Source organism: Streptomyces sp. UNOB3_S3 (assembly GCF_020740895.1).
In the GTDB taxonomy this organism is placed as follows: domain Bacteria; phylum Actinomycetota; class Actinomycetes; order Streptomycetales; family Streptomycetaceae; genus Streptomyces.
Window position 1 is genome coordinate 1 of sequence record NZ_JAILXP010000221.1, and the last position, 12,176, is coordinate 12,176.

At 73.7% G+C, this 12,176-nt stretch carries 9 protein-coding genes; 8 read left to right on the top strand and 1 reads right to left on the bottom strand.

Translation table 11 applies throughout. From position 1 onward, the window contains the following. Positions 1–733 (top strand): hypothetical protein (locus tag K6I33_RS22505; protein WP_308297270.1); only part of this gene is annotated, 733 nt, incomplete at its 5' end. A gap of 79 nt (positions 734–812) precedes the next feature. Then, positions 813–1,586: a hypothetical protein gene (locus K6I33_RS22510; protein WP_229355982.1), complete on the top strand. Its 774-nt coding sequence runs from the start codon at positions 813–815 to the stop codon at positions 1,584–1,586. Between the two features lie 22 nt (positions 1,587–1,608). Here the strand turns inward: K6I33_RS22510 and K6I33_RS22515 are convergent, their stop codons facing one another. Then, complete coding sequence (locus K6I33_RS22515; RefSeq protein ID WP_229355990.1) at positions 1,609–3,504, bottom strand: serine/threonine protein kinase; 1,896 nt, start codon at positions 3,502–3,504, stop codon at positions 1,609–1,611. A gap of 134 nt (positions 3,505–3,638) precedes the next feature. On the opposite strand from K6I33_RS22515, the gene K6I33_RS22520 reads away from it, so the two are divergent. The 6 genes from K6I33_RS22520 to K6I33_RS22545 all read left to right on the top strand — a co-directional run bounded on the left by K6I33_RS22520 (position 3,639) and on the right by K6I33_RS22545 (position 11,787). Further along, positions 3,639–6,632 (top strand): BTAD domain-containing putative transcriptional regulator, encoded by a 2,994-nt coding sequence (locus K6I33_RS22520; protein WP_229355992.1) that lies wholly within the window; start codon positions 3,639–3,641, stop codon positions 6,630–6,632. Between the two features lie 144 nt (positions 6,633–6,776). Beyond that, positions 6,777–8,609, top strand: a complete 1,833-nt coding sequence (locus tag K6I33_RS22525; RefSeq protein WP_229356001.1) for a type IV secretory system conjugative DNA transfer family protein — start codon at positions 6,777–6,779, stop codon at positions 8,607–8,609. A gap of 10 nt (positions 8,610–8,619) precedes the next feature. After that, the gene (locus K6I33_RS22530; RefSeq protein ID WP_229356003.1) at positions 8,620–9,654 is read left to right on the top strand and encodes a hypothetical protein; all 1,035 of its coding nucleotides are present in this window, start codon (positions 8,620–8,622) and stop codon (positions 9,652–9,654) included. Beyond that, on the top strand, positions 9,651–10,331 hold the full coding sequence (locus K6I33_RS22535) for a hypothetical protein (protein WP_229356006.1): 681 nt from the start codon (positions 9,651–9,653) through the stop codon (positions 10,329–10,331). Before K6I33_RS22530 ends, K6I33_RS22535 begins: the two co-directional genes overlap by 4 nt. After that, on the top strand, positions 10,331–10,825 hold the full coding sequence (locus tag K6I33_RS22540; protein ID WP_229356008.1) for a hypothetical protein: 495 nt from the start codon (positions 10,331–10,333) through the stop codon (positions 10,823–10,825). The genes K6I33_RS22535 and K6I33_RS22540 overlap by 1 nt, the downstream gene beginning before the upstream one ends. Beyond that, complete coding sequence (locus K6I33_RS22545; protein WP_229356010.1) at positions 10,822–11,787, top strand: hypothetical protein; 966 nt, start codon at positions 10,822–10,824, stop codon at positions 11,785–11,787. The genes K6I33_RS22540 and K6I33_RS22545 overlap by 4 nt, the downstream gene beginning before the upstream one ends. Positions 11,788–12,176: the final 389 nt, after the last annotated feature.

Consider the following 12,176-nt stretch of genomic DNA (forward strand, 5'->3'; position numbering starts at 1 on the left):
CCACCACCGCGGCCCCGGCGACCCCGGCGCCCTCGCCGACGGCGACGCCGGCCGCGACCCACTGATCCACCCGCCCTACCGTCGCAAGGAGCACTCCATGAACGCCTACCTCTCGCGTCACTTTCTGCGGATCGGTCTGCTGGCCGCCGGGCTCGCCGCGGCCGCCACCGGTCCCGCTCAGGCCGCCGAGGCCGTCGCCGTCAGCCAGGACGGTGTCCGGACGACGGCGAACCACCGGCACCACACCGACTACCGCGACAGCTTCACCGTCCACGAGTTCGGCTCGGTCGCCGCCGCCCGCGTCGGCAATCGCGCGGACGCCAGGTCGGTGGGGTGCACCGCCGACGACGCCTGCCGCTCGGTGGCCCTGTCCTTCCAGGTCATCACCCTTTCGGGGGAGAACGTCCGGCTCACCGCGGTCAACAACGGCCACGCCGTCAACGAGCACTGCGACGGCTGCCAGACCCTCGCGGGCGCCTACCAGTTCGTCGTCTCGACCGCCACGCCCGCCCGGCTCACCGGCGACGCCCAGCGGAAGCTCGCCGACGTCCATCACCGGCTGGACGCGCTGGGCGCCTCCCGGCTGCCCGCCGCCGAGCTCAAGCGCCAGGCGGACGGCCTGGCGGAGGAGGTCAGGACCCTGCTGTCCCGGCCCACCTCGCTGTCCGCCGCCCACCCGGCCCGTCCGTCCGTGAAGGTCCACCGGCACCTGGACGGCTGGCCGCAGCGCTGACGCCGCCGCTCGCGGGGCACGGCGCGGCCGTGTCCCGCGGCAGCACGTGATGATCATTCCCTGCGCGATAATCACCGCCATGGAAGCGGATGGCCGTGAGCCGATCGCCGGGGCCCACCGGCGGCTGATCGCCGACCTCGTCACGGCGGGGGCGGCGTATCCGCTCGTCCTGACCGGCGGCCTCGCCCTGTGGGCGCTCGGCCTGATCGAGCGACGCGTGGGCCACGCGACGCTCGCCACCGACAGCCAGGAGCCCATGCCCGGCATCGTCGCGGCGCTGCGCACCGCGCTGGAGGAGCGCGGCTGGCGGGTGGAGCACACGGAGACGGATCCGCTGTCGGCCCGCTTCACGGTGACGGACCCGGAGACCGGGGACAAACGCCGCGTGCAGCTCCTCAAGGAGACGGTCTGGCGCCCGCTCGTCCCCACCGAGCTCGGCCCCAGCCTGGCGGCCGAGGACGTCGTCGGCACCAAGGTCCGCGCCCTGGCCGCCCGTGGCTTCGCCCGCGACTTCATCGACGTCCACGCCGCCTCCGCCCGCTGGCCGGCCGCCGAGCTGGAGGAGTTCGGCAGGCGGCACGCCTGGGACGAGGCCTTCGACCTGGCCGATCTGCGGGCCCGGCTGGACGGCGCCGACTGGATCGACGACCACGAGTTCGCCGCGTACGGGCTGGCGGAGGACCGGGTCGCGGAGCTGCGCGCCTGGGCGCGGGCCTGGTCCGACGACATCGGCGAACGGCTGCTGGAGGAGGCGCCGTACGAGGACGAGGACCGGAACGAGGACGAGGACCGGAACGAGGACGAGGACCGGAACGAGGACGAGGACCGGGACGAGGGCCAGGGCGGGACCTAGTCGGCGGACATAGTCGTTCCGCTCACGGACGCGAGTTCTCCGTCGGGTAGCTGTCGGCGTCCACGGCCGTCCACAGCTGACCGGCGCCGCCGTTGCACTGGCTGATGTAGGCCAGGGAGTGCAGGCCGTTGGTGGTCAGGCACTCCTCGTTCTCCATGTTGATCAGACGGTAGCCGGTGCCCTCGGGGACGACGCGCCACCGCTGGTTCGCCGCGGCGCCCTGGGGCGTTCCCCAGATCTGGGCCATGCGGTCCTCGTGGCGCATGTCCAGCACTTTCCCCTTGGTGGCGAGGTTGGTGAAGGTGTAGCTGCCGTCCCCGTACTTGGTCGGCCGCCACTGCTGGGCCTCGCTCGCGTTGATGTCCCAGGTGCCGACGCGATTGCCGTCGATGTCCCGGCTGTTGTCGTTGTCGAGGGCCGTGAAGCCGTTGCGCCACTGCACCTTCGCCGGCAGGGCGGGCGGCACGGGCGGGGCCGGTTTCGAGGGATCGGGCTTCGAGGGGGTCGGCTTGGCCGGGTCGGGATTGGCCGGGTCCGGGTCCTTGGAGGTGCCCGGCGCGGGCCGGCCGGCACCGGACCGGGAATCCCCGCCCGTGCCGTCGCCCGTCCCCTTCCGATGGGACTGCCCGGGAACCGCCGGGCCGGGGAGGAGGGTGTAGCCGCCCGGCGAGGAGGGGCGTGACATGTCGGGTGTCGCGCCGCCGGACGCGCCGGACAGGGCGGAGGGCATGCTTCCGGTGGAGGTCGGGCCGGTCCCGGGATGGCCGGAACTCGCGCTCGGGGAGGCGGCGGGCGCGGCGGCGGGCGCGGCGAGCGCCCGCGGCGCGGCGGGGGAGGCGCCCGGACGGGCGTTCCCGGCGTCCTCGGCGGTCGCCCGCGCGTGCCGCTCGCCGCCGTCCCGCAGGGTCAGGGGGACGGCCACGGCGGTGGCGCCCGCCGCCACGATGCACACCGCGACGAGCGCCCCCACCCGGGCCCGCCGCATGCCGGTGAGGCTCTTGGGGGCGCTGGCGGGGGACACGACCGAGGCGGAGGCCGTGACCGGGGTGGAGGCCGTGACCGAGGAGGCGTACGAGGCGTACACACTCACCGCGTCACGCACGGAGGCCAGTTCGGCGGCCATGGCGGCGGCGCTCTCCCACCGCTCCTCGGGGGCCTTGGACAGCGCCCGTCGCACGACTTCCCGCACCGGGACCGGGATGTCGTCCGGCAGTTCCGGCGGGGGCTCCGTGAGGTGCTTGAGGGTGATCTCGAAGGCGGTCCCGCCGTCGAACGGCACCTGTCCGGCCAGCATCTCGTGGAGGACCACGCCGACCGAGTAGAGGTCGGCCGCGGGCGTGACCCGGCCCCGGGCGGCCTGTTCGGGCGCCTGGTACGGGGCGGTGCCCAGCCGCGTCCCGGAGGCGGTGAGGCGGGGCGAGAAGTCCGGCAGCGCGATGCCGAAGTCCGCGACCAGGATCCGGCCGTCCCGCAGCAGCAGGTTCGACGGTTTGACGTCGCGGTGGACGATGCCGGCCTCGTGCGCGGCGCGCAGGGCCTCCACGACCTGTACGGCGAGGTCCAGCGCGCGCTCCGGGGGCAGCGCGCCCTCGCGGCGGAGCAGCGCGTCCAGCGACTCGCCGGCCACCAGCTCCATCACCAGGAACGCGGTGGGTTCGCCGGTGTCCCCGGCGGCCGGGGGCTCGTGCCCGTAGTCGTACACCGAGACGATGCCGGGATGGTTGAGCTTGGCCATGGCCGTCGCCTCGGAGCGGAACCGCTCGGCGAACGTGGCGTCGTCCTCCACCGGTGGGCGGAGGAGCTTGACGGCGACCTCCCGCTCCAGGACGGCGTCCAGGCCCGTCCACACCGTCCCCATGGATCCGCTGGCGAGCCGTTCGGACAGCGTGTACCGCCCGGCCAGGGTCTTTCCCCGCACTGATTCCCACCCCGCACGGCCGTGTTCCAAAGAAGCCGAAAGAAGTCAGAGGAAACTGAAAGGAAATGATCGATACGGCCGGGGTGCACAATACCCTTCACTTACTGGAAATCACGACAGGTATGGCTGAATTCATGGCAATCGGAACGAGCGCCCCGGAAGCGCCCGAGGGGCTGTGGTTCTCCGTTCTGGGCCCGCTGCGGGCCTGGCGGAGCGGGGCCGAACTGCCGCTCGGACCGCCGCAGCAGCGGGCCATGCTCGCCATGCTGCTGCTGAGCGAGGGCCGGACGGTCTCCGCGGACCGGCTCATCGACGCCCTGTGGGGCGAGGAGCCGCCGCACGCCGCCCTCGGCACGGTGCGCACCTACGCCTACCGGCTGCGCCGGCTGCTCGGCGCGGACGTCCTGACCTCCGAGTCCGGCGGCTACCGGCTGCGCGTCCCCGCCGACCGCGTGGACGCGGCCCGGTGCGAGGCGCTCGCCGCCGAGGCCGCCGCCCGGCGCGCCGAGGGCGACGCGGAGGGCGCCCTGCGCGCCCTGGGGCAGGCCCTGGGCCTGTGGCGCGGCGACGTGCTGCTCGTCCTGCCCGGCCCGTACGCCGAGCGCCAGCGCACCCGGTGGGACGAGCGCAAGGTCGAACTGCTGGAGACCCGGCTGGAGATCGACCTCGAACAGGGCCGGCACCGCGAGGTCGTCGAGGAACTCGCCGGGCTCACCGCCGCCTACCCGCTGCGCGAGCGCTTCGCCGAGCTGCGGATGACCGCCCTGTGCCGGTCCGGCCGGCAGGCCGACGCGCTCAAGGCGTACGACGAGGCGCGCCGGGTGCTGGCGGAGGAGGTCGGGGTCGATCCCGGGCCGGCCCTGCGCGAGCTCCACCGGCGGGTGCTCGCCGCCGACCCCGGGCTGGTGCCCGCCGCGCCCGCGCCGGGCACGCCCGCCGCCCCGGCCCCGGCCGACCGGCCCCACGCCGGCCGGTCCTTCGCGGTCGAGCCCTTCGGCGACCGGCCCTTCTACGACCGGCGGCCGGGACGCGTGGAGACGGCGCCCGCCCTCTGGTCCCCGGCGCCCCGGCAACTGCCCTTCACCGCATCCGACTTCACCGGCCGCGAGACCGAGACGGCCACGGTGGCCGAGGCGTTGCTGCGGCCCGACGGCATGCCCGTGGTGGCGATATCCGGCCTCGGCGGCGTCGGCAAGACGGAGCTCGCCGTGCGCACCGCGCACCGGCTGGCCGACCGGTTCCCCGACGGCCAGCTCCACGCCGTCCTCCACGACGACGACGGACGGCCCACCCCGCCCGAGGAGACCCTGGAGGGCTTCCTGCGCGCCCTGGGCGTCCCCGCCCAGGCGGTGCCCGCCGGGCTCGCCGAGCGCACGGCCCTCTTCCGTTCCGCGGTCGCGGGCCGCCGGGTGCTGATCGTGCTCGACAACGCCCGCGACACCGAGCAGATACGCCCGCTGCTGCCCGGCGACGGCTGCGCCGTCCTCGTCACCAGCCGCACCCGGCTCGACCCGCTCCCCGGCATGCGCTTCGTCGCCCTCGGCGTGCTCACGCCCGAGGAGTCCCTGGAACTCTTCACCCGCATCGTCGGCGCGGAACGGGTCGCCGCCGAGCCGGAGGACGCGCGCCGCGGCGTGGCGGCCTGCGGCCACCTCCCGCTCGCGATCCGCCTCCTCGCCTCCCGGCTGGCCTGCCGGCCCGCCTGGGGCATCGGCTGGGTCGTCGACCAGCTGGAGGACGAGCACGACCGGCGCCGCCTGGACGTCCTGCGCTCCGGCACCCTCGACGTGGAGACCACCTTCCGCTTCAGCTACGAGCGGCTGGACGCCGCCCAGGCCCGCGCCTTCCGCCTGCTGGCCGCGCTCCGGCTCCCGCACCTCCCGCTGGACGCCGTCGCCGCCGTCCTCGAACTGCCCCGCCACGAGGCCGAGGACGTCGCCGAATCACTGGTGGACTGCTCCCTGCTGGAGACCCCCGCCCCCGAGCGCTACGGCTACCACGGCCTGCTGTCCGCCTTCGCCCAGGGACTGTGCGGCCCGGAAGGCGAACCGGAGCACATCAGGGCGGCCCTGGGCCGGGTGGTCCGCCGCTACCACGGCGACCCCGCCGCCGACCCCTGCGACGTCGCCGCCGTGCTCCAGCGGTACGCCGAGGGCGGGCCCGCCGCCGGCCGGGCGGCCGGCGCCCCGGATCTCGCCCTCGCGGCCGAGCTGCTGCTCGACAGCACCCTCCGGCACGACTGCGGCCACGCCACCCGCCGGCTCGGCCGGGCCGCGCTCGCCCTGCTCGGCACCGCCCTCGCCGCCGGCGACCCGGCCGCCGAGGCACGCGTCCGGCTCGCCCTCGGCCGGCTGCTCCTGGAGATGGGCACCGCCACCACCCCCGCCCTCGCCGAACTGATCGCCGCCCGTGACCTGTGCGTCCGCCACGCGCTGCCGCCCGTCGTACGCGCCCACACCCACAGCGCCCTCGGCGCCTGCTTCGCCCGGGCCGGCCGGCACGAGGACGCCGCCCACGCCTTCCGGGCCGCCGCCACCCTCCACGACACCCTGGGCTCCACCGCCGCCGTCGTACCCGAACTCCTGGGCCTCGCCCGGTCCCTGGCCGGCGCGGGCCGCGCCACCGACGCCGGGAACGCCGCCGCCACGGCCCGCGCCCTGTGCCGCACCCTGAACGACAGCGGCCTGGAGGCCCTCGCCCTGAGCACCCTCGGCACCCTCGCCGAGGAACGCGGCGACCTCGACGGGGCCGCCGGCCACTTCCGCGCCGCCCTCGCCCTGCTGCGCCCCGAGGAGCGCCGCCGCACCGGCCGCACCCTGATGAGCCTCACCCACGTCCTGCGCACCGCCGGCCGCGCCGCCGAGGCCGCCGACACCGCCGCGCGCGCCGTGGAGGCCTTCACGGCCGACGGCGACCAGTACGGCGCGGGCCTCGCCCTCGCCGAACTCGGCCACGCCACCGCCCGCCTCCCCGACCCCGACACCGCCCGGCTCCACTGGTCGGAGGCGCACGTGGTGCTCGCCCGCATCGGCGCGCCGGAGGCCCGCTCCCTGCGCGAGCTCAGCGGCGACCACGACCGCTCGGTACGCACGGAGCCGTGGCCGTCGTGGACGCCGGTGCGGATGTGAACACCGGGCGGCCGTGGCCGCCGGGCGGCCGCCGGGACAGCGCGGACCCTCCGTTCCCACACTCCTGACCAGCGAATTTCGCTGTATTCGGGGGTGTTACCGTCTGGTCTCCTACAGGAACGCAGGCGAGGACGGGGGTCGCGCGTGGCGAACGCACGGGAAACGGGACGGAAGAGAGAAAAGGGCACCGGGCCCCAGGGCGAGATAGCCCTGGTGAAGGGCGTCGCCGTCGTGGCAGGGCTCTTCGCCAGCTGGCATCTGGCCCTGGTGGCGACCGCCGACGGCATGGCGGTGTCGGACGTCGCCGCCACCGTCAAGGCCCTCGCCCTCCACCGGCCATTGGACGGACTGGCCGAGGACGGCATCCGGGCGGCCTCGCCCACCGTCACCGTCTGCGTCTGGCTGGCCTTCATCGCCCTGCCCATCGCCCTGATCACGACGGCCGTGCGCGCCCGCGCCCGCCGCGTCCACGGCGCCGGCGGCGAGGGCCTGGCCTCCGCCGTCGAGGCCCGGCGCGACCTCGGCGAGGCCCGCGCCCGGGCCGCCGCCTCGCAGACCCGCGCCACCACCTTCTCCGGCAAGGACGGCCGCCACGACGCCAAGGCCGTCGCCCGCGCCGAACTGCGCGAGTTCGGCTGGCGGATGGGCCGTCAGCTCGGCAGCGGACAGCCGCTCGTCGCCACGCCGGAGGACTCCATCGCGGTCATCGCCCCCTCCGGCGGCGGCAAGTCCCGCAATGTCGTCATCCCCGCCTGCCTCGACGCGCCCGGCCCGCTCGTCGTCACCTCGACGCGCGCCGACGTCCTCGACGTCATCGCCCAGCCGCGCTCCCGCCAGGGCAAGGTGTGGGTCTTCGACCCGCTCGACACGGTCGGCTGGCCCGAGCGCATGGTGTGGGACCCGGTCGCCGGCTGCCAGGACGGCGAGACCGCCACCTCGCGCGCCCTGTCCTTCTCCGTCGGCATGGGCGCCGACGACGGCTCGTCCACCAACGCCGGCTTCTTCCAGCAGACCGCCTCGTCCGCCCTCACCCGCCTGCTGCACGCGGCCGCGCTCGAAGGCCGCACCATCGAGCACGTCCTGCGCTGGGCCACCAACCTGGAGAAGGCGAGCGAACCCCGCGCCATCCTCACCGACCACCCCGGCGCCGAGCCCGGCTGGGACGTCCTGCTGCGCTCCGTCTCCACGGGCGCCGACGAGACCGTCGCCTCCACCCGGCAGACCCTCGCCGCACAGCTCGAACCCCTCGCGCTCCGCAAGGTCCTGCGCTGTGTGTCCCCCCAGGAGGGCGTGCCGGTCTTCGACGCGGACCGCTTCGTCGCCTCCCGCGACACGCTCGTCCTCATCAGCGACTCCAACGCCTCCACGAACGTCTCGCCGCTCACCACCATGCTGCTCGGCGAGGTCGTCGACGCGGCCAAGCGCCGCGCGCCCCGGACGCCGTCCGGCCGCCTCGACCCCTTCCTCCGCCTGGTGCTGGACGAGGTCGCCAACGTCGCCCCGCTGCCGAAGCTCCCCGCGCTCGCCTCCGACGCCCGCGGCTACGGCATCCACCTCGTCTACGCCCTCCAGTCCCTCGCCCAGGCGGGCCAGCGCTGGGGCGACAAGGAAGCCGCCACGCTCCTCGACAACGCCGCCGCGACGATGGTGATGGGCGGCCTCAAGGACATCGAGGCCCTGCGCCGCTTCTCCGAGCTCATCGGCGAGACCGAGATGGCCGAGCTCTCCACCTCCCGCGACACCCAGCGCCTCTTCGGCTACACCACCTCCGAGGTCAAGCGCGAACGCCGCATCCTGCGCCCCGAGGAGATCCGCCAGCTCCCCCACGGCCAGGCCCTCCTCCTCTTCCGCGGCGCCCCCGGCGTCATCGTCGAGCTGGAGCCGTGGGACCGGAGCCGCGACGGCCAGGCGCTGCGCGCCGGCGAACAGGCCACCCGCGCGGCACGCGTCGGCCAGTCGCCGATCGAGCACCTGTAGGGGGCGCGCCATGGCAGACGAGGCACTGAAGCGCTCGGACTTCGCCGCCTACCGGGCGGAGCTGGAGGAGCACATCAAGAAGTTCGCGCTGGGCGTCAAGCGCGAACAGGGCGAGGTCGAGGAGATCCTGGGCGAGATCCTCGACCGCCTGAACGCGCTGGAGGCGGCGGCCGCTCCCGGCGCGTCCACCGGCGGCCACCTCCCGTGGTCGCTGCGCGCCACGGAGCGGGACTGGCAGGACCTGGCCGACTGGATCGACTGGCTCGGCCGCCACTACGCACCCCAGCTCCACCTGCGCGTCTGGCCCTGCTGGCCGGCGCACGGCGGTGTCGTCGAGGAGCTCGCCGCCCTCCGCGCGGCCTGGTGCGCGGCCGTCGAGGCCGACGCGGACCCGGTGCGGAGCGGCTCGGAGCTGGCGTACTGGCACCAGATGTGGCTGTGGCCGACGGTCGAGCGCATCCGGCAGAACTACATGTTCAGCGAGTGCGAGACCGACCACTCCCCGGACCGCCCCGGCCGCCCCACGGACGCGGACGCCCTCCGCGCCCGTGTCGCCGGGGCGGAGGCGGAGCGCCTGCGCCTGGAGAACGCGCCGTACGCGTTCTTCGCGGAGGTCCCGCCGGGCTTCTCGCCCGACCGCCCGGACGGCCTGTGGCGGTGCGCGGGGGACGACTGGGAGTACCTGTCGCTCCTCGACTGGGAGTGGCACGCGGTGGAGAAGCCACCGGTGAAGCGGGAGATCCTCCACGAGCTGACGGCCGAACGCGCGCTGGAACTGGCGGCGGACCGCCGGCCCTGGGTCACCTACTGGGCCCACTACACCGACGAGTCCGACTGGCGGGCCGGCGCGGAGCCGACCACGGTGGTCCGGCGCCGGCGCAGCCCGGAGCGCGTCCTCGACGAGGCGTACGGCCCGGACGGCGCCTGGGAGCCCACCGACGCCGTCCACGACTTCCTCAGCGCCCGGCCCTCCGATCCCCCGCACCTGGTGGAGATCGACGCGACGGAAGCGGCGCGGCTGGCGAACGGGGACACCGGACTGTGAGCACGCCGGAGAAGACGGTCGGCGCCTGGCGGGAATCCCGCCCCGACGACGCCCGTCCCCTGTCCCTGACGGCCGAGGAGAACGGCCTCGTCACGGCCCGCTGGGAACGGGCCCGCGCGGCCCACACCGAGCTCGACACGGTCCTGGAAACCCTCGCGACCCGCCTGGCCGAACCGTACGGCGCCCGCCTGGAGGGAAAGCGGTACCGCCTGAAGTCCCTCCTCGCCTTCCGCCGGCAGACCGCCGCCCGCAAACGCCTCCGCGCCGATGTGGCGGCGTTCGCGCGCAAGGTCACCGACCTCAACCGCTACACCCTCGTCCTCGCAACCGATCACTACACGACGGGCGTCCAGCAGACATACGCCCTCCTGTACGAACAGGGCTTCGAGCTCGTCCCCGGCTCGGAACGGAACACCTGGGAGGACCCCCTCTACAAGGGATTCCGGGCGGCCTGGCAGCGTCCGGGCGGAGAGCCACGATTCGAGATCCGCTTCCATACGGCGGAGAGTTATTCGGCCCAGTCCGAGAACCAGCTCCTTTACGATCTCTACCGCTCGGGGCGGGTCCGGGACGCGCGTGCCGCGTCCGGCCCGGAGTTCTCGAAGGCGCACGAGCAGGCGGCGGAGCTGGTGCAGAGCGGGCGGTACGGCATGACATCGGGAAAGGAAGGTCACTGATGGGTGATCAGAGCAATTACGAGTACTTCGTCAAGGCGACGCCGCCGTACACGCCGGAACGGCCCTCCAGCCTGTGGCGGCGGTCGGGGGGCGAGTGGGAATTCCTGTCGCTGCTCGACTGGGGCTGGCACAAGGTCGAGGGCACCATCGAGCACGTGCCGGGGGCCGAGGCCCTGCACCCGGTGACCGCCGAGCGCGCCGCCGGGCTGGAGGCGGACCGGCAGGGCTGGGTGACCTACTGGGCGTACTACTCGTCCGAGCGCAGGTGGCGTGCCGGCAAGGGCCCCACCACGGTCGTCCGGCGCCGGAGGAGCCCTGAGCGCATTTACGACGAAACGTTCATGCAGGGCGATGTGTGGGAGCCCGACAGCGCGATCTTCGAATACTTCGACGCCCGGCAGTCGAACCCCCCGCACCTGGAGGAGATCACGGTTGACGAGGCCGAGCGACTCCTTCAGGAGCTGCGCGGGGTGATGGGGGCCACCCAGCTGTGAGCAGCTCAGACGTCGGCGCGTGGCAGGGCTCGGCGGAAAAGGCCGAGGACCACCTGAAACTGACGGCCGACCAGAACCGCCTGGTCACCGCCCGGTGGGAGGCCGCCAAGGGGGCGCGTGGCGGCCTCGACGACATCATGCGGGGGATCGAGCAGCAGTCGGCCGCGCAGGGCGGAAGGCTGGAGGGGCTGGAGAACTCCCTCAAGGGCCTGGACTCCTTCCGGCGGAAGGCCGCCGTCGCCGTGAAGCGAGGCGAGGACGCCCAGGACGTCTGCGAGGACGTCGACGACCTCAACCGCTACACGCTGACATTCGAGGCGGACGACTACGTCCAGGGCACGAAGCAGACGTACGCGGAGCTCCAGGAGCGCGGCTACGAGACCGTGTACGAGTACAACACCTGGGAAGACCCGGTGTACAAGGGGGTGAACACGGCCTGGGAACACCCGGAGACCAAGGAGAGGTTCGAGCTCCAGTTCCACACTCCCGAGAGTTTCAAGGCGAAGTCGGACAACCACGAGCTCTATGAGCTGGCCCGCTCGGGGAAGTTCGAGGATTTCAACACCAAAAAAGAACCGAAGCGTTCCGAGGCCTACCAGGAGGCGTCGGATCTCCTTCAGAACGAGCGGTACGAGAATGTCCGCATCCCCCCGGGCGTCGAAGAGCTGAACCAGCGCAAGATTCGCGCGACGCTCAATCCGAATCTGGACCCCGAAGTCATCGAGCACGTCCGGCGCATGGAGGCGGACCTCCAGGCCACGCATGCCGCCGCCAGGGAACAGCAACAGCAACAGGCGAACGCCCTCGGCAATGGCCTGGGCGAATCACTGGATACCGGCGGCCCCAACCTGCGCGACAGATTGGGCGCGAGGGCCGAACCGGCCCCCCGCTCCGAGGTCCGGCCCACCATCGCCGACCCCGTCCCCACGCAGTCGCGCGGGCGCGGGCGGTCGATGTCGTAGGGCCTGCGCAACAGAACGGCTACAAACGGCCGGATCCGGTCCTGCCGCCGACGCGACCCTGTCGGCGGGGCCGCCCTGAAGAGGGGGCGGGCGTTTCCGACACAGCCTATATTGTCGGAACTTTACGCCTGTTGGCGCGGGCAGAGTTGGTAACTTTTCCGCTACTAGTTGTCAAATGAAGTCATTTGACGATCAGTAATCGGCCAACGTACTGTCCTCGCACTCAGGCGTTGTACGGGGGAAGGGTCGCCAGGGTTGAGCACGTTCAAGACAGTCGTGTGGCGAATACTGAATCTGCCGGAGCCGCGCGACAAGGCTCCGGCAGCGCCGACTGCTGACATGCTCGCGACACAGGCGGCCCCGGCAGCCCCGGCGGCCCAGCCCGTCGC

Bases quoted from the DNA above. Each gene is read 5' to 3' on its own strand.
- K6I33_RS22520 (WP_229355992.1), top strand. From the start codon at position 3,639: ATGGCAATCGGAACGAGCGCCCCGGAAGCGCCCGAGGGGCTGTGGTTC.
- K6I33_RS22530 (WP_229356003.1), top strand. From the start codon at position 8,620: ATGGCAGACGAGGCACTGAAGCGCTCGGACTTCGCCGCCTACCGGGCG.
- K6I33_RS22510 (WP_229355982.1), top strand. From the start codon at position 813: ATGGAAGCGGATGGCCGTGAGCCGATCGCCGGGGCCCACCGGCGGCTG.
- K6I33_RS22540 (WP_229356008.1), top strand. From the start codon at position 10,331: ATGGGTGATCAGAGCAATTACGAGTACTTCGTCAAGGCGACGCCGCCG.